Source organism: Pseudoalteromonas sp. S3260 (assembly GCF_005886925.1).
In the GTDB taxonomy this organism is placed as follows: Bacteria; Pseudomonadota; Gammaproteobacteria; order Enterobacterales; family Alteromonadaceae; genus Pseudoalteromonas; species Pseudoalteromonas tetraodonis.
The window spans coordinates 27815-46685 of record NZ_PNCV01000048.1 but is presented as its reverse complement, the minus strand read 5'-3'; the positions used below and the strand labels follow the sequence as shown (position 1 = coordinate 46685).

The window sequence follows — 18871 nt, the reverse complement described above, 5'->3', positions numbered from 1 at the left end:
CCACACGCGCTTTCTCATCTTGCTCTGCTGCCACTCTCGCTGTTGTTTTAAACGCTCATTCTCAGCTTGTTCTGCTGCAATGCGCTGTTGTTCTAAACGCTCGTTCTCAGCTTTTTCTGCTGCAATGCGCTCTTGCTCTAACTGCATTTGCGCTTCTTGTTCTGCTAAACGTTTGGCTTGCTCTTGCCTTTGTTGCTCTGCATCTGCCTGCTGTTTAGCTAATAGCTCTGCGTTAGCGTGTTCAATCGCTTGTTTTTCTTCTGCCGCTGCACGCTGTGCTTGCGCCTGTTTCTCTTGCTCTAAACGCTCTGCCTCAGCTTGCTCTGCAGCTAAACGTTCTTGCTCAGCTTTTTCAGCTTGCTCTTGTGCTAAACGATCTTGTTCGGCTTTTTCTGCCTGCTCTTTTGCTAATGCTTGTTGTTTATCAGCTTCTGCTTGTTTTTTATCTGACTTGCCAAAACCGAGCCACGACATGAATTTACTTTTTTTTGCCATACTTGCTAATAACCACTTATAAAAATCTGATAAACTAACGATAATGATAGCGTGCTTTTAAGTCTAAATAATTGCTTTTAGCAACACGTTATCCTCGAGGGTGCATAATAGTAACACTTTTAGCGCAGTTGAAAAATGACACGCCGTGATATGATTGCAATATTATCTGAGCTAGATCATAGATACCAATTTTTAGTGAGTTAAATGAGAAAAAAAAACACACAAAATAACACCACTCATAAATCAGCTGATGGGGTTATTAGAATCATTAGCGGCCAATTTCGCGGTCGAAAACTGCCAGTAAAAGATGTTCAAGGTCTGCGTCCTACAACCGACCGAATTAAAGAAACGGTGTTTAATTGGTTGATGCACGATACCCGCGATGCGCACACTCTCGATTGCTTTGCCGGTTCCGGTGGATTGGGATTTGAAGCATTGTCGCGTTTTGCAAAACACACCACATTCATAGAGCTTGATTCACAAGCAGCAAAACAATTAGAGCAAAACATTGCGACGCTTGATGCACAAAACGCGCAAGTCGTTAATACTAATACACTGACGTTTTTAGAGAGAAAAAACACCAGTGACACATTTAATTTGGTTTTTATTGACCCGCCATTTCGCAAAAATTTAGCTCAATCATGCTGTGATTTATTGGAAAATAATCAATGGCTCGACCCCGAAGCATTGATATATGTTGAAGTAGAAACCGAGCTAACCTCGTTTAAAGCACCAAATAACTGGTTGTTAATTAAAGAGAAAAAGGCAGGTCAGGTTTTTTGTAGGCTGTACCAACGCCATATAAATTAACACTGTTTTAGCTGCTGTGTTTCTGTTAATATTATCCTTTACATGTGGTGTTGCTTCGGATTACAATACCGCACCATTTTTGAACCACTTGATCAATGTTTGATCAACTTGAGCAACGCTCATAATTTAGGTAGGTGAATTTTTAATGCCAGTAATTAAAGTAAGAGAGAACGAACCGTTTGACGTAGCACTTCGTCGCTTCAAGCGTTCATGTGAAAAAGCAGGTATCCTTTCAGAAGTTCGTCGTCGCGAGCACTATGAAAAACCAACAGCTGAGCGTAAGCGTAAAAAAGCAGCTGCTGTTAAACGTCACATGAAAAAACTTTCTCGTGATAACGCTCGTCGCGTTAAATTATACTAATATATTAGGTCTTGTATAAATGAGCCTTTTAATAACGCTAAAAGATGCGCAAAAAGATGCGATGAGAGCCAAAGACAAACAACGTCTTAACCCTATTCGTATGGTACTTGCTGCAATCAAGCAACGTGAAATTGACGAGCAAATAACACTAGACGACGCAGGTATTACCTCCGTTATAGTGAAGCTTGTTAAACAACGTCGCGACTCTTACACTCAGTACAAAGATGCTGGGCGTGATGATTTAGCTGATATTGAAGCCAATGAAATTACAGCACTTGAAGCTTTTTTACCTCAACAATTGAGTGAAGAAGAAATTATTGCTCTCATTGACGCGGCTATTGCTGATACTAACGCAGCAGGTATGCAAGACATGGGTAAAGTAATGGGTATAATCAAAAGCAAAGCCGAAGGTCGTGCCGATATGGGCAAAATCTCAGGTTTAATTAAGCAACGATTAACTGCCTAATACCCCCACATACATTTAGTATGATTGAAGTAAACCGAGCCTTGAGCTCGGTTTCTTCGTTTAGATATTTAGTACTTCAAAAAATTATGCATTTGTGTTCAAATCTTTGCGTATTATAATTCGTTTTCATCACTTTTCTATTTATCTTAGGGCTGTACTTTAAACAATGGCTGGAAAGATCCCACGCAACTTTATCGATGATTTATTGGCACGAACCGATATTGTCGACCTGATTGACTCAAAGGTAGGGTTGAAAAAAGCGGGCAAAGACTATCAAGCTTGCTGTCCTTTTCATAATGAGAAGTCGCCTTCATTTACTGTATCGCAAGATAAACAGTTTTATCATTGCTTTGGCTGTGGCGCTAACGGCAATGCTATTTCTTTTGTAATGGAGTATGACAAACTCGAGTTTGTTGATGCAATTGAAGAACTAGCCAGTTTACTTAACCTTGATGTTCCTCGCGAACAAGGGAGCAGTAATGGACCAGAGCGCACAGCGGCACAAAAACGTTCAGACTATGATCTAATGCTGCATGCAGCACGCTTTTATCAACATCAGTTAAAACATCACAGTAACTCTGAAGCGGTAATCGATTACGTTAAAGGTCGCGGCTTAAGCGGTGCAACCGTTAAAAAGTTTATGATAGGTTATGCGCCCAGCGAATGGGAAGGGCTCTGCCAACAACTTGGGCGAAACCAAGAACAAAAAGAACAATTAGTTGAGCTTAAACTCGCATCTGAGAAAACCCCAGGCAAACAGTTCGACTTTTTCCGTGATCGCTTAATGTTTCCAATTCGTGATAAACGCGGCCGCGTTATTGCTTTTGGTGGGCGAGTAATGCAAGCCGATCAAGGGCCTAAATATTTAAACTCTCCGGAGACGCGCATATTTCATAAGGGCTTTGAACTCTATGGCCTTTATGAAGCTAAACAAGCACACAAGAAGCTTGACCATGTACTGATTGTTGAAGGCTACATGGACGTAGTAGCGCTGGCAGAACAAGGTATTGAATATGCCGTAGCAGCCCTTGGTACAGCGACAACCAGCGAGCACATGCACACTTTATTTAGAACCACAGATAAAGTTATTTGTTGTTACGATGGTGACCGTGCAGGTAAAGATGCTGCGTGGCGCGCACTCGAAAATGCGTTGCCTTACTTAAACGATGGCAAAGCACTGCATTTTGTATTTTTACCCGATGGTGAAGACCCTGATTCACTCGTACAACAAGAAGGTAAAGCAGCTTTTGAGCAACGCCTTGAAAACGCAGATGACTTCACTAAAGTGCTGTTTAATAAACTAAGTAAAGAGATTGATTTAACACTAGATTCCGGTAAGGCTAAGTTACTCAGTGCGGCACTGCCCCTGATTGAAAAGATCCCAAGTGAGTTTTACCAAGAAAATATCCTAGAGCAACTTGGGCGATTGATTGGCCGTACCCGTGAGCAACTCAATAATCACTTAAAAACGCCAAAACAGCAGCAAGCAATTGAACGAAAATTTAAAATTACACCCATGCGCCAAGCAATAGGGATTTTAATTCAGCACCCTAACTTGGCTAAAAGTGTGCCCTATTTACCCGATTTAGCTCAAATGAATATTGCAGGTATTGGCTTATTATTGCGACTACAACATCAAGCATTACAAAAAGATGGCATTACCACCGCACAAATTCTTGAATCATTTCGGGGCACCGATGACTACGAGCCATTAACTAAGTTAGCGACATGGCAACATCAAATAGATGAAGAGCGTTTAGAGACTGTTTTTCAAAATACTTTTAAATTTATTGAAGATCAGTGTTTAAATTATCGACTAGAGACCCTATTAATAAAAGACAAGACACAGGGCCTAAATAGCGACGAACGACTAGAATGTCATTTACTAATGACAGCGTTAAAAACGACTAATAGTTAGGGTCTGTTTATCTTTCGAGGTTAAGTTTACAGCAGTGTGTTTGGTATTTAGACAAGGCAGAGCCTATGTAGTGTGGTTATTTCACATAAATAGGCGATAACGCAGCATAAATGCCAAACACGCGCTGCCCTTTGGGTTCGACCCAAGGGAGGTTTACTCTTTGTTGTTCGGTTTTTACTTAGCCCACTAGGTTACAAACCTCGCGCCGCGATTAAACCACCCTTGGATTGAACAAACTTTAATCCTGAAAGACCAACAGACCCTAGTCAGATTTGATTTAGGCTGTTATACTGTGCTATTCACTGCGTCACATTATTCTGGTTAGCCTTTGAGCAAACTCCATGATGGCGCCTGTTGTATCAACTTATCAGAGTGGAAGAAACAATCTCTATGGATCCAACTCCTCAGTCACAATTAAAACTTCTGATTCAAAAAGGTAAAGAGCAAGGTTACTTAACTTTTGCAGAAGTTAATGATCACCTTCCACAAGATATTATCGACTCAGATCAAGTAGAAGATATCATTAGCATGATTAATGACATGGGTATCAAGGTTAGCGAAAACGCGCCTGATGCCGATGAGTTAATGATGCAAGAAACCACGACAGACGAAGACGCAGCGGAAGCTGCCGCTGCAGCCCTTGCTACTGTAGAAAAAGAAATCGGCCGTACAACTGACCCTGTTCGCATGTATATGCGTGAAATGGGTACTGTTGAACTTCTTACCCGTGAAGGCGAAATTGTTATCGCTAAGCGTATTGAAGAAGGCATTAACCAAGTTCAAATTTCGGTTGCTGAATACCCTGAAGCGATCACTTACCTACTTGAACAGTGGGATAAGTTTGAAGCAGAAGAGATGCGTCTTAGCGATATTATCTCTGGCTTTTTCGATCCTGATGCAGAAGAAGCACCGCCTATTGCTGCCACCAACATTGGTTCTGAATTAAGTGAAAAACAGCTTGATGATAGCGACGATGATGACGATGACAGCGATGATGAAGACGAAGAAGAAGTAGATACAGGTCCAGATCCTGAAGAAGCGCGCATCCATTTCGAAAATTTACGTAATTTATACACCAAAGCACGTGAAACATTCGATAAGAAAGGTCGCTCTCATCCAGAGTCTCAAGCCGCTATTTTAGAAATCGGTGAGCTGTTCAGAACCTTTAAACTCGTGCCTAAACAGTTTGATCGCATGGTTAATAACATGCGTGAAATGATGGACCGAGTTCGCGTTCAAGAACGTCTTATCATGAAGCATGCAGTTCAAGTTTCAAAGCTGCCAAAGAAAACCTTTGTTAAGCATTTTGCAAACAACGAAACTGACACAGCATGGCTTGATATTGAAATTGCAGCAAACGAAAAGCATTCAGCTAAACTTGAAGAAGTTAAGCCTGAAATACTTCGTTGTATTAGCAAACTTACTTCAATGGAAGAAAGCACTGGCTTAAGCATTGAACGTATTAAAGATATAAACCGCCGCATGAGTATTGGTGAAGCGAAAGCGCGCCGTGCTAAAAAAGAGATGGTAGAAGCAAACTTACGTCTTGTAATTTCAATCGCTAAAAAATACACCAACCGTGGTTTACAGTTCTTAGATTTAATCCAAGAAGGTAACATTGGTCTGATGAAAGCGGTTGATAAGTTTGAATACCGTCGTGGTTATAAGTTTTCAACTTATGCTACGTGGTGGATCCGTCAAGCAATTACGCGCTCTATTGCTGACCAAGCAAGAACAATCCGTATTCCAGTACATATGATTGAAACGATCAATAAATTGAACCGTATTTCACGTCAAATGTTACAAGAAATGGGTCGTGAGCCAAATCCAGAAGAATTAGCTGAACGCATGATGATGCCTGAGGATAAAATCCGTAAGGTACTTAAGATTGCAAAAGAGCCAATTTCAATGGAAACACCTATTGGTGATGATGAAGATTCGCACTTAGGCGACTTCATCGAAGATACCACTATTGATTCGCCAATCGATTCGGCAACAATGGAGTCTCTTCGTGGCGCAACTAACGACGTGCTCGCTGGCTTAACAGCCCGTGAAGCGAAAGTACTACGTATGCGTTTTGGTATTGATATGAATACCGACCACACGTTAGAAGAAGTAGGTAAACAGTTTGACGTAACACGTGAACGTATTCGTCAAATTGAGGCGAAGGCACTGCGTAAATTACGTCACCCTTCTCGCTCTGATTTACTGAAAAGCTTTTTAGACGCTAAATAATCTAGCGTTACATTATAAGTTAATTTAAAAGGCCGCTGTAGCGGCCTTTTTTCTATTTCAAGGAAATAAACATGGCTTGGATCCAAATCCGTATCAATGCCAATGCTGCAACCGCTGATGCAGTAAGTGACCTATTAATGGAAGCAGGCAGTGCTTCTGTTACTTTTATTGATGCTAAAGACACGCCTATCTATGAGCCTAAAATTGGCACTGTTGTATTTTGGGCTGACACTACAGTAATTGGCTTGTTCGAAGCTAATCACGATATGAACGCAGTGGTTGCGTTATTAAAACGCCATGATGAGCTAAAAGACAATTTAGTTTACAAAATTGAGCAACTCGAAGATAAAGACTGGGAACGAGAGTGGATGGATAATTTTCACCCTATTCAATTTGGCGAAAAACTCTGGATTTGTCCTAGCTGGCGCGACATTCCAGACCCAGACGCAGTCAATGTACTACTTGATCCAGGTCTTGCTTTTGGTACTGGCACACACGCCACCACGGCACTGTGTTTAAAATGGTTAGAAAGCCAAGACTTAACTGGTAAAACCGTGGTCGATTTTGGCTGTGGCTCAGGCATATTGGGTATTGCAGCAATAAAATTAGGTGCTGAGCGCATGATTGGGATAGACATTGACCCACAAGCGCTGGAAGCAAGCCTAGATAACGCTAATCGCAATGTTGTTGCTGACAAGCTTGAAGTGTACCTGCCAGAAAACCAACCTGAGTTTACTGCTGACATTGTGGTGGCAAATATTTTAGCGCAACCACTGCGTGAGCTTCATAGTGTTATTTTAGGATTATTAAAGCCAGGCGGTAAAATTGCGATGTCTGGCATTTTAGAAGAACAAGCACAATCGGTTGCTGACATATACGCGCCCTTTATTGAGCTCGATGAAATTGCCATTGAAGGCGATTGGACCCGAGTAAGTGGCATTAAAAAAGCGTAATAGTGCGTTATTAAAAAATTTAGAGTATTAACTCAAAAGTCGTATCTAAAGCCTGTATTTAACAGGCTTTACTATTTTTTTACATAATAAAAAATAAAGATTTTTTATTATAAAAGTAACAGCCGTTCAAAATTCACACAAATAAACCGCTTCGTCATACGGTTATCAAATGTCAATACGGAAAGAGCAAAAAAAAGTCACTTTTGTTCAATTTATAGCCTTTGATTTTTGCATAAAAAGCCGTAAACTTAGCGCCCCTTGAAAAGAGGCCTATTGAATATCGTGCGTATCGGTTCATACCAACTTGAGAATAATGTCATTGTCGCGCCTATGGCGGGCATAACGGACAGACCATTTAGACAGCTATGTCGTCGTTTAGGCGCTGGCCTTGCTGTGTCTGAAATGCTGTCGTCTAATCCGAAGGTTTGGAAAACCGAAAAGTCGATGAACCGAATGGATCATTCTGGTGAGTCGGGTATACGTGCGGTGCAAATTGCAGGAGCAGACCCTGAGCTTATGGCACAGGCCGCACAATTCAATGTTGCAAACGGTGCACAGATCATAGATATCAATATGGGGTGCCCAGCAAAAAAAGTGAATAAGAAACTTGCAGGCTCAGCCTTATTACAGTTTCCAGAACTCGTGGAAGAGATTATTGATGCCGTAGTAAACGCGGTTGATATACCTGTAACACTTAAAATCCGTACCGGATGGGATCAGGACAACCGTAATGGTGTAGAGATTGCAAGAATAGCTGAACGTTATGGCATTGCATCACTGGCTGTACATGGGCGCACGCGCGCATGTATGTATAAAGGTGATGCTGAGTACGCCACAATTAGGGATATAAAACGTTCAGTGTCGATACCTGTCGTTGCTAATGGTGATATTACATCACCTGAAAAAGCAAAGCAGGTTTTGGACTATACGGGTGCAGATGCCATTATGATTGGTCGAGCCGCCCAAGGTCGCCCTTGGATATTTAGGGAGATAGACCACTATTTGCGAACTGGTGAACATATGCAGCCACCTGCTATAGCAGAGGTGCGCAGTATTTTAATGGAGCATTTAACTAACCTCCATGTGTTTTACGGTGAGCCAATGGGAGCACGAATCGCTCGCAAACATGTATCTTGGTATTTGCAAACCCATGACAGTGACGGTCAGTTTAGGCGAGTATTTAATGCGCTCGACAATTCAGAGGCACAGGTCGTCGCATTAGAGCAATACTTTAAAACACTAGCAGCTAACTAAGAAAGAAAGAGACTTTATAATGTTCGAACAAAACGTGACTTCTCCATTTATCACTAACCCTCATGTTCAGTCACACGAGAAACCGCAGCCATTGCGTGATGCAGTAAAAAAAGCTGTTCACCACTACTTAAAACAGCTTAACGGTCAAGATGTGCAAGACGTTTACGACCTTGTTCTTTCTGAGCTAGAAGCGCCATTGCTTGAAGAAGTAATGACTTACACACGTGGCAACCAGACTCGTGCGGCAATTTTACTAGGTATCAACCGTGGTACTTTACGTAAAAAGCTAAAAAAATACGGTATGAACTAATACCTAGAGTATTGATGCCGTAATTGCTTTACCGCGCTTACTGATTCAATACACTGAGTGTTTTATAAAACACTCTTAAAAAAGCACCTTAGGGTGCTTTTTTTATCTGTAAAATTTATTAACGAAATTGCAAAATGCTCACGCTTTATGGGTCGTTATAAGTCGTTTTTTGAGTCGTAATCAGTTAAAATACGCGCTTCTAAGCTAGCTCATTAACTGAGGAAATCAAACTACAATGGATACACATCGTCCTATACGTCGCGCACTTTTGAGTGTGTCAGACAAAACCGGTATTGTTGAATTTGCCCGTGCACTAGAAGCACAAGGTGTTGAAATACTTTCAACTGGCGGCACTTGTAAACTACTTGCTGATAATGCGATTAAAGTTACCGAAGTATCAGATCACACCGGACACCCAGAGATCATGGATGGTCGCGTAAAAACCCTACACCCAAAAATTCATGGCGGTATTCTTGCTCGTCGTGGCCAAGATGAAGGCGTAATGGCAGATAACAACATTTCTGCTATCGACATCGTTGTAGTTAACTTATACCCCTTTGCGAATACTGTCGCTCAAGAAAACTGCAGCCTTGAAGATGCTATAGAAAACATCGATATTGGCGGCCCAACCATGGTGCGTGCAGCAGCTAAAAATCACAAAGATGTGACGATTGTTGTTAACGCAAACGACTATGACCGTATTATTAGCGAAATGCAAAATAATAACGGCTCAACTACTTACAAAACCCGCTTTGATTTAGCTATTGCCGCCTATGAGCACACAGCGCAATACGACGGTATGATTGCTAACTACTTCGGTAAAATGGTTCCTGATTACACAGAAGAAGCCGCTGAAGATACTAAGTTCCCACGTACTATTAATATGCAATTCACTAAAAAGCAAGATATGCGTTACGGTGAAAATTCGCATCAAGATGCCGCGTTTTATGTTGAAAACGACATCACTGAAGCGTCAGTGGCGACAGCCACTCAGCTACAAGGTAAAGCATTATCGTTTAACAATATTGCCGATACCGATGCCGCACTTGAGTGTGTTAAAGAATTTGATGTACCGGCGTGTGTTATTGTAAAACATGCTAATCCATGTGGTGTTTCAATTGGCGAAAATATCTTAGAAGCATACGATCGCGCCTTTAAAACTGATCCAACGTCAGCGTTTGGCGGCATTATTGCTTTTAACCAAGAACTTGACGCAAAAACTGCACAAGCGATTGTTGAACGTCAATTTGTTGAAGTTATTATCGCACCAAGCGTAAGCCCTCAAGCGGCTCAAATAGTCTCGGCTAAGCAAAATGTTCGCTTATTAGAGTGTGGCGAGTTTTCAGCTAAAGGCACAGGCCATGACATTAAACGCGTTAATGGCGGCGTTCTAATTCAAGACCGTGATTTAGGTATGGTAACGCAAGGCGACTTAACGGTTGTTTCTAAGCGCCAGCCTTCTGAGCAAGAACTTAAAGACTTACTGTTCTGTTGGAAAGTGGCTAAATTTGTTAAATCAAACGCCATTGTTTATGCCCGCGACGGTATGACTATTGGTGTTGGCGCAGGCCAAATGAGCCGTGTTTACTCAGCTAAAATTGCCGGTATTAAAGCCGCTGATGAAAACCTTGAAGTTAAAGGCTCAGTCATGGCATCAGATGCATTTTTCCCATTCCGTGATGGCATTGATGCTGCAGCCGCAGCAGGTATTACCGCGGTTATTCAACCGGGTGGTTCAATGCGCGATGAAGAAGTAATTGCCGCAGCTGATGAAGCTGGTATGGCAATGGTGTTTACGGGTATGCGCCATTTCCGCCATTAATCGCTTAAAGAGCTAACTGCTTCAGTTAGCTCTTTTTGTTTGCATCAAATTCACGTATTCTGCTTATTCTATAACCATGACTAACAATTATAATGTGAAGGATTAGACGATGAAATTTGCACTAAAATCTCTACTGGTTGCCACACTGTCATTAAGCTCAACAATGGCATTGGCACACAACCATGGCCACGACTCAGCATTAACAAATGCAGTTAAAGCAAGTGAGCGCAGCAGTGAACGCGACCAATACCGCAATCCTGTAGAAACCCTCGAGTTTTTTGGCTTTAAACCATCTATGACCGTGGTAGAAATTGCCCCAGGTGGTGGTTGGTACAGTGAAATTTTAGCGCCAGCGCTGAAAGAGCAAGGCACCTATTATGCTGCGCACTTCCCTGCTGATTCATCGGTTGGTTATTACCAACGTTCTCTTGCTGGCTTTAAAGCTAAAATCGCTGAAGATGCCCGCTTTAGTCACGTTAAACTCACTGAGTTTGCCCCATCTACACATTTAGATATTGCTCCTGCGGCTAGCGCCGATATGGTACTGACTTTTCGTAATGTTCATAACTGGTACATGAGCAAAGATAAAGAAGCTGCAAGCAATGCGTTTAAGTCTTTTTACAAAGTACTTAAACCAGGCGGCACTTTAGGTGTGGTTGAACACCGCCTACCAGAAGAGCAAGATGATGAGATGCAAAAATCATCAGGTTATATGAAGCAAAGTGTGGTTATTGCACTTGCTGAACAAGCTGGTTTTGAACTTGAAGCAAAAAGCAATATTAATGCAAACCCTCTTGATACAGCCGATCACCCTAAAGGGGTATGGACCCTTCCACCGAGCCTTAGACTTGGCGAGCAAGATGCCGCTAAATATAAAGCCATAGGTGAAAGCGACCGTATGACGCTGAAATTTAAAAAACCGCTTTAAATAGGATATTCGCCATGAATGTATTAGTCATTGGCAGCGGCGGCCGCGAACACGCACTTGCGTTTAAGGCCGCTCAAAATACAAAAGTTAACACTGTTTATGTTGCTCCAGGTAATGCGGGCACAGCCCTTGAGCCAAAACTCGAGAACGTAGCAATTAACGTTGAAGATCTTGATGGGCTACTTAGCTTTGCACAACAAAATAATGTTGAGCTAACCATTGTTGGCCCTGAAGTGCCGCTAGTATTAGGTGTTGTTGATAAGTTTCGTGAACACGGCTTAGCTATTTTTGGCCCAACAGCAGGCGCTGCCCAGCTTGAAGGGTCTAAATCGTTCACTAAAGACTTTTTAGCACGTCATGCTATCCCAACCGCTGATTACCAAACGTTTGAACAAATCGACCCTGCGCTTGCCTATTTAAAAGAAAAAGGCGCACCGATTGTTATTAAAGCCGATGGTTTAGCTGCTGGTAAAGGCGTGATTGTTGCTATGGACGAACGCGATGCTGAAGAGGCTATTCGCGATATGCTTGCGGGTAATGCCTTTGGTGACGCCGGTAGTCGTGTAGTCATTGAAGAGTTTTTAGAAGGTGAAGAAGCGTCGTTTATAGTCATGGTTGATGGTAAAAACGTACTGCCGTTTGCAACCAGCCAAGACCATAAACGCGCTTACAATGGCGATCAAGGTCCTAACACTGGCGGTATGGGTGCATACTCACCAGCGCCTGTAGTAACCGATGAAATTCATCAGCGCATTATGAACGAAGTGATCTACCCAACGGTAGAAGGTATGGCTAGCGAAGGCCATCCGTACACTGGCTTTTTGTATGCAGGCTTGATGATAGATGAGACAGGCACACCAAAAGTAATTGAATATAACTGTCGTTTTGGCGACCCTGAAACACAACCTATGATGCTACGCTTACAATCAGACTTAGTTGAATTGATTGAAGCAGCTAACCGTGTAGAGCTTGATAAAACCACCATTGAGTTTGATTCACGCGCTGCAGTAGGTGTTGTTTTAGCCGCTAAAGGCTACCCAGATAGCTACCCGAAAGGCGATGCTATCAGTGGCTTGAAAGTAACTTACCCTGAAGGCGAAAAAGTCTTCCATGCAGGGACTAAGCAAGACGGCGATAGCATAGTGACTGCCGGTGGTCGTGTACTGTGTGCTACTGCACTGGGTAATACAGTTACACAAGCGCAGCAGCGTGCCTATAAACTGGTTGATGAAATCAACTGGGATGGCATGGAATACCGTACTGACATTGCTTATCGCGCAATTGCTCGTGAACAATCATAACGATTGATAACTAACGAGTAAATTTTATAAAAGCGCAGATTATCTGCGCTTTTTACTGCAACACTATAAAAAAGTAATCTGGACATAGATTAATATTGGAATTTAAAACCTTGCGCTACCATGCGGTAGCAGTTGTAATACTTATTTTTATCTTTTTTATTATCAGCACATTGGCAACAAACTTTGTGATGCCATCACGCTATACCATAGATAAAATAACCCCTGTTTACCTCGATCATGCGTATTACATAGACAAAAGCAAAACACAAAGTTTTGAAGAAGTAATGACCAAGCAGGTGCTATTTACACAGCAAGAATTTAACGATATACCTTGGAGCTTTGAACAGCAAAATTATTGGTTACGCCTCGATTTAGAAAACAAAAGCAGCCAACAAGAAGATGTGGTTGCCCACTTTGATAACCCGATGGTAGATCATCTCACCATATATCGGCTCAATAGTAACAACCAACTACTCGACACTTATAAGCTTGGCGATAAAGAGCCACGTCTTACTTTATTTAAGTACAGCGTGCCCCACATTCGCTTTAACCTCGATGGCCAATCTACACATCGACTAATTATAAAAATAGATACCGTGGGGATCAGTAAAACCCCAATTCACTTGTATCGCCATAATGTATTTGTTGACTTAGTTCGCTCACAAACAGGCATTTGGGGAATTTTCACGGGTGTATTGTTAATGGCCTCACTATATAACCTATTACTCTATTTTGGCATTAAAGACCGCGTGTACTTAGTTTATATTGGCTACATTATTAGTGCTATAGCATTAATGGGCACCGTGCTGGGGTTTGGTTTTTATTTATGGCCGCTAGAATGGCAGTTGTTTATTCACGAAAAAATAATTGTCGTTAATTACACTATTGCGTTTTTCACTCTCGCTTTTTGCACCATGTTTTTGCGATATCATAAAGACCGTTGCTGGCGTTATAAATTAAGTGTTGGTTTACTCTGGCTAATGCTAGTGCTCGGTACATTAAGCTTTTTTATTCCCGAAAATATAGCTGCCCCCATATTTTTTGTAATTTTGGGATTACTTTATATCGTCTGCTTTATTTTAATTTATAACAAATTAAAAAGTGGCTTTAGATGGGCTAAGTTTTACGTATTTTCATGGGTGCCATTGATTATTGGTGCAGCCATTCAGCCTTTAGAGCTTACAGGCATTATCACTTATAGCTTTTCAATACGTCATGCTTTTTTAATGGCCATCTTATGTGAAATTGTCCTCATGGCCATGGCACTTGCCGATCGGGTTCGTTATCAGCGTGAGCGCGCTTTATATCATGCCACGCATACCCAGCAAACAAAACTGCTCAATAGCGCAAAGTTAAAGTATGCCTTTATGGCACTCAAAGCCCAGCAACGTTCCACCACTTTATGTTTGGTTAAAATACGTCATTTTAACTCGCTAAATACCATTATTACGCCCTCCCAAGGATATGAATTAATTAAGCATGTTGCGCACGAATTAGAATGCCAATTGAGCTTTGAGAGAGAATTTTTTAACTTAAGTAGTGGCATTAATCAACCCGCTAAAATTGCTGATTTAGGTAGCGGTGTTTTTGCCTGTATCTCGACTAAAAACCAAAGCCCACACACGCTCGAAGAGTTATTAAAAAGGGTAGTAAATAAGTTACCAAAAACTTATCAAATCAAAGGGCTAGACTTACAACTCAATTACAGCGTGGGGATTAGTGCCTTTGGTAAACGTGATGACTTTGAATTTTGGTTGAAACGAGGCTACTTGGCATTACATAACGCTAAACATAGTCTAAGTAAAGTAAGCTCATCATCTGCGAACAGCAGTTTAGCTATGGACGTTGCGCTTGCTGCTAAGCTTCAACAAGCGATAAGAACAGATCAGCTCGCTCTGTTTTATCAACCACAAATTAATTTAAAAGATAACAGTGTCAATGGTGCCGAAGCTCTACTACGCTGGTCTAATACTGAGTTTAAAAACATTTCCATAGAAAAACTAATTCTACTTGCCGAACACACCGGTATTATTAATGAATTAACACTTTGGGTGATAGAGCAAGCCTGCAAAGACATTACAAAGCTGGCAAATGAGGGCGTAACTGAACATAGTATTAGCGTTAATTTAAGTGCAAAAAACCTAGCCATTGCCAATTTAACCGAAAAAGTAGAAAACATTTTAATAAAGTATCAGGTTGCCCCTCATTTATTGAAGTTTGAGCTGACTGAATCAGCGTTTGTCGAAAATCAAGATGCGTTAGTCACCTTAGTTGGTGAACTTGCCACACTGGGCGTTAAGGTCGTGTTAGACGATTTTGGTACTGGTTATTCATCGCTTAGCTACTTAGTTAACTATCACTTTAGTGAACTTAAAGTAGATAAGTCGTTTGTGTTTGATTTAACCGATAACCGGGCTCATCAGGTCATTGTGCAAACAGCCATAGATATGGCACATAACTTGGGCCTTACTATCACGATTGAGGGAGTAGAAACTCAAGAAGTTCACCAGCTGCTCAACACTATGAAAGCCGACCGTACCCAAGGCTACTTGTACGCAAAAGCACTCTCTTATGATAATTATTTAGACTTCTTGAACAGCCAATACCGTCTAAAAATGTTAAGCTTCCCTTTTTAACATCTTTGGGGCCAAGTAAAGATGCAAGGTACACTGCGTAAATTAAAGTCGAGCTTAACAGAACCCGTTCAATATCATTTACCTGTAGGTGATGAACTGGTTGATTTAAATGCTTTAATAGGTAAACAATTGACTCTCACTTTTAGTGGCACAATTTTGTGTTCTAACTGTGGTAAAAAAACAAAAAAAAGCTATTCTCAAGGGCATTGCTTTGTATGTATGCGCAAGCTTGCAAGTTGCGACATGTGTATCATGAAACCTGAAACCTGCCATTACGATCAAGGCACCTGCCGCGAGCCACAGTGGGGCGAAGAAAACTGCATGATCCCGCATTATGTGTATCTAGCTAATACATCAGGTTTAAAAGTAGGCATTACTCGCCACACCCAAATACCTACCCGCTGGATTGACCAAGGGGCAACCCAAGCATTACCTATTTTTAAAGTACAAACTCGTTTACAGTCGGGCTTAGTGGAAGTGGCGCTCGCGCAGTTTATTGCTGATAAAACCAATTGGCGCAATATGCTCAAAGGACAAAACGACGTTCTTGATTTAAAAGCAGCGGCTGCTGAGCTTATTCCACAAATTAGCGAAAAACTAACAGAGCTGAGTGAATTATTTGGCACAACCGCCATTGAAGAACTTGATGAAGACGTAGTAAACCTTGATTTTCCAGTCAGTGAATACCCGAGCAAAATTAGCTCGTTTAACTTTGACAAAAACCCCGTTGTTAGCGGCGTTTTACAAGGTATAAAAGGTCAGTACTTAATTTTTGATAGTGGTGTGATTAATATTCGAAAATTCACCTCTTATGAAGTGAGTGTAGACCCAGAATAACCATTTGCTGCTTGGTTATAAAATGCTATCCACTGCTGCTGCGTTAATGGATGGCAATAATAATAGCCCTGAATAACATTGCAGCCTATTTCGACTAAGTGTGCCTCTTGCGAGGCATGCTCAACGCCCTCAGCAACCACATCTAACCCTAAACTTGTCGCCATGGCTATAATGGCCGCCACAATTTGGCTATTGCCATACTCATCAGGAATCTTAGCAATAAAGCTCGCATCAATTTTTAATGTATTAAACGGTAATTTGGTTAAATAACTGAGTGCAGAATACCCCGTACCAAAATCATCCAGCGCAATATGCACGCCCAGCGCTTTGAGCTGTTGTAGTTGCTCTTTTGCCTGTGAAAACGAGCTAATAAAGCTGCTTTCGGTCAGCTCAATTTCAAGTAAGCTGCCAGGTAATTGGTAACGAGTAAGCATAGCTTTAATATTATCAGCCAACTTACCTTGGCTTAAATGACACGCAGAGACATTAATCGCTAAACGTCCGGCATCAATCCCCTGCGCTTGCCAAAGGGTTAACTCTTTACCTGCTTGGTTTATAACCCATAAATCTAAACGCACCACTAAACCTAGCTCTTCAGCAAGCGGAATAAACTGCGCTGGTGAAATAGTGCCTAAATCAGGGTCATGCCAACGCAGTAGTGCTTCAGCTCCCATAATCAACCCTGTTTTTAAACATTTTTTAGGCTGAAAATAAAGCTCAAACTCATCATTTTCGAGTGCATGCTGAAAGCGACTCATCATCGCTAAACGCTCTAAAGATCGTGCATTCATTGAAGGTTGAAACAATTGAAATGAATTGCGACCGACATCTTTTGAGCGGTACATGGCAATATCAGCATGCTTTAATAATGTTTCACTGTCTAAGCCATCATCAGGGTAAACTGCTGCACCTATAGAGGCGGTAACACCGACCTCAAAGCCTTCAAGCTTAAACGGTGTATTTAAGTGATTTAAAATACTCTCAGCAAGGGGGATAGCACCTTCTACATTGTTTATTTCGCACATTGCAATAAACTCATCGCCCCCTAATCGCGCCAGCGTATCTCCCTCATTGAGGGTGTTAATAATGCGCTCAGAGACTAATTTTAATAAGGTATCACCGGCATTATGGCCTAAGCTGTCATTCACCTCTTTAAAACGGTCAAGGTCAATAAACATTACCGCTAACATTTGTTTATCTCTGTGTGCAGCAGCCAGTGCCATAGAAAGTCTATCGTTAAATAAACGCCGGTTAGGTAAGCCAGTTAGCTCATCAAAATACGCTAACTGCACCACTTTTTCTTCTGCGCTTTTTCGCTCAGTTATGTCACTAAAAATAGCGGCGTAAATCACCTCACTATGACTTGGCTCTTTTATTTCTATAATACTGAGCCACTCAATATAAATATCACCACACTTTTTACGATTATGAATTTCCCCCTGCCATACCCCTGTTTTGGTCAGTGAATCCCACATTTTTATGTAAAAGTTTTTATCATGACGCCCTGAACTCAACATATTGGGTCGCTTACCTATCACCTCATATTCTTTGTAACCGGTTAGATGAGTAAATGCAGGGTTTACTTGCATAATCACTCCATTCGAGTCGGTGATCATGATGCCATCTAGGGAGGAGTCGATAATTTTATTGGCTAAAAATAAGTTACGCTGCGAATGCTGCAATGCAATATCACGCTGCTGAAGTACTTTTTCAAGCTCACAACAATAAGCCGTTTCAATTTCATTAATTAAGTTTTCAAGCGATAATACACCGTTAATTTGATTATTTTCGCTTACTACTAAATGTCGAATGTTACTTTCAGACATCAACCTGTAAGCATCAAAAAGGCTGTCTTGGGGGCTTATCTGATAAAGGGGGCGACTGGCTAAATCCCAACAAACAAGATGATTGTGCTGCTCGGTGATGAGCTTTAGTAAATCGCGCTGGGTAATAATGCCATGGGCATTTTCATCCTCATTAAACACCAAAATCACTTTCTCTGCATATTCACGCATCATGCTCACCGCGTCATTGATTGCCAATGAACTCGGTACTATCCGTATGTTTTTATTATATTGATCATTAATAGGTCTAAATTGTAAGTAATGCTCTAGCCCTTGATTGTTTACAATATCTGTAATGCTGATCACGCCGCTGGGAATGTCATTTATATCAGTGACTAACAAATGCCTTACACCCTGCTTATTAAACACCATGGCCGTCTCGGTTAATAATTGTTGGCTGGGCACACTTAATACAGGGCTCGACATAACGCTTTCAATCGCTAACTGCCTAAGTGAGCGATTAGAAAAGTTAAGTGTTAAACAATCGGTTTCAGTCCATACGCCTATTATTTGTTGCTGTTGTTTTACAAAAATAGCGCTAACATTATGCGCTCGCATTAGTTTCACCGCTTCAATTAAAGGGGTATCCTTAGCGCAGGCGATCACCTTATTGGTAAAAACATCGCATACTTTTTGATAGCGGCTAGTTTGAGGCATTGCTTCTACTTCCAAAATTAAACCAATTAATGATTATAAATTAT

14 protein-coding genes and 1 pseudogene are annotated in these 18871 nt (G+C 41.4%); 13 read left to right on the top strand and 2 right to left on the bottom strand.

All coding sequences use genetic code 11. From position 1 onward, the window contains the following. Positions 1-474, bottom strand: a pseudogene (locus CWC14_RS09660) (signal recognition particle-docking protein FtsY); the annotation flags it as partial. A gap of 225 nt (positions 475-699) precedes the next feature. On the opposite strand from CWC14_RS09660, the gene rsmD reads away from it, so the two are divergent. From rsmD to CWC14_RS09595, 13 genes are all read left to right on the top strand, one after another. Next, positions 700-1305, top strand: a complete 606-nt coding sequence (rsmD, locus tag CWC14_RS09655) for a 16S rRNA (guanine(966)-N(2))-methyltransferase RsmD (RefSeq protein ID WP_138562617.1) — start codon at positions 700-702, stop codon at positions 1303-1305. Between the two features lie 145 nt (positions 1306-1450). Further along, positions 1451-1666 (top strand): 30S ribosomal protein S21, encoded by a 216-nt coding sequence (gene rpsU, locus CWC14_RS09650; protein WP_002957797.1) that lies wholly within the window; start codon positions 1451-1453, stop codon positions 1664-1666. A 19-nt stretch (positions 1667-1685) separates the two neighbouring features. Then, positions 1686-2132, top strand: a complete 447-nt coding sequence (locus CWC14_RS09645; RefSeq protein ID WP_016899740.1) for a GatB/YqeY domain-containing protein — start codon at positions 1686-1688, stop codon at positions 2130-2132. Between the two features lie 166 nt (positions 2133-2298). After that, entirely contained in the window at positions 2299-4050 is a 1752-nt protein-coding gene (gene dnaG, locus CWC14_RS09640) for a DNA primase (protein ID WP_138562615.1), read from the top strand. Positions 4051-4440: 390 nt separating this feature from the next. Further along, complete coding sequence (gene rpoD / locus CWC14_RS09635) at positions 4441-6285, top strand: RNA polymerase sigma factor RpoD (protein WP_076921885.1); 1845 nt, start codon at positions 4441-4443, stop codon at positions 6283-6285. Positions 6286-6356: 71 nt separating this feature from the next. Further along, complete coding sequence (gene prmA / locus CWC14_RS09630) at positions 6357-7238, top strand: 50S ribosomal protein L11 methyltransferase (RefSeq protein ID WP_138562613.1); 882 nt, start codon at positions 6357-6359, stop codon at positions 7236-7238. Between the two features lie 282 nt (positions 7239-7520). Further along, positions 7521-8492 carry a tRNA dihydrouridine synthase DusB gene (gene dusB, locus CWC14_RS09625; protein WP_024601713.1) on the top strand — a complete coding sequence of 324 codons (972 nt, stop codon included), beginning with the start codon at positions 7521-7523 and terminating at the stop codon, positions 8490-8492. A gap of 19 nt (positions 8493-8511) precedes the next feature. Continuing rightward, entirely contained in the window at positions 8512-8802 is a 291-nt protein-coding gene (gene fis, locus CWC14_RS09620) for a DNA-binding transcriptional regulator Fis (RefSeq protein WP_002957804.1), read from the top strand. A 235-nt stretch (positions 8803-9037) separates the two neighbouring features. Continuing rightward, entirely contained in the window at positions 9038-10624 is a 1587-nt protein-coding gene (gene purH / locus CWC14_RS09615; protein ID WP_138562611.1) for a bifunctional phosphoribosylaminoimidazolecarboxamide formyltransferase/IMP cyclohydrolase, read from the top strand. Positions 10625-10733: 109 nt separating this feature from the next. Next, positions 10734-11552, top strand: coding sequence for a class I SAM-dependent methyltransferase (locus CWC14_RS09610; protein ID WP_138562609.1), 819 nt, complete (start codon positions 10734-10736; stop codon positions 11550-11552). A gap of 14 nt (positions 11553-11566) precedes the next feature. Further along, the gene (purD, locus tag CWC14_RS09605; RefSeq protein ID WP_076921882.1) at positions 11567-12853 is read left to right on the top strand and encodes a phosphoribosylamine--glycine ligase; all 1287 of its coding nucleotides are present in this window, start codon (positions 11567-11569) and stop codon (positions 12851-12853) included. A 95-nt stretch (positions 12854-12948) separates the two neighbouring features. After that, a complete protein-coding gene (locus CWC14_RS09600) occupies positions 12949-15489 on the top strand; it encodes an EAL domain-containing protein (RefSeq protein WP_138562607.1) in 2541 nt (846 codons plus the stop codon). A gap of 21 nt (positions 15490-15510) precedes the next feature. Beyond that, positions 15511-16326: a DUF2797 domain-containing protein gene (locus tag CWC14_RS09595; RefSeq protein ID WP_138562605.1), complete on the top strand. Its 816-nt coding sequence runs from the start codon at positions 15511-15513 to the stop codon at positions 16324-16326. On the opposite strand, the gene CWC14_RS09590 is transcribed toward CWC14_RS09595, so the two are convergent. Further along, on the bottom strand, positions 16299-18827 hold the full coding sequence (locus CWC14_RS09590) for an EAL domain-containing protein (protein WP_171036839.1): 2529 nt from the start codon (positions 18825-18827) through the stop codon (positions 16299-16301). The genes CWC14_RS09595 and CWC14_RS09590 overlap by 28 nt on opposite strands. Positions 18828-18871 lie beyond the last annotated feature (44 nt).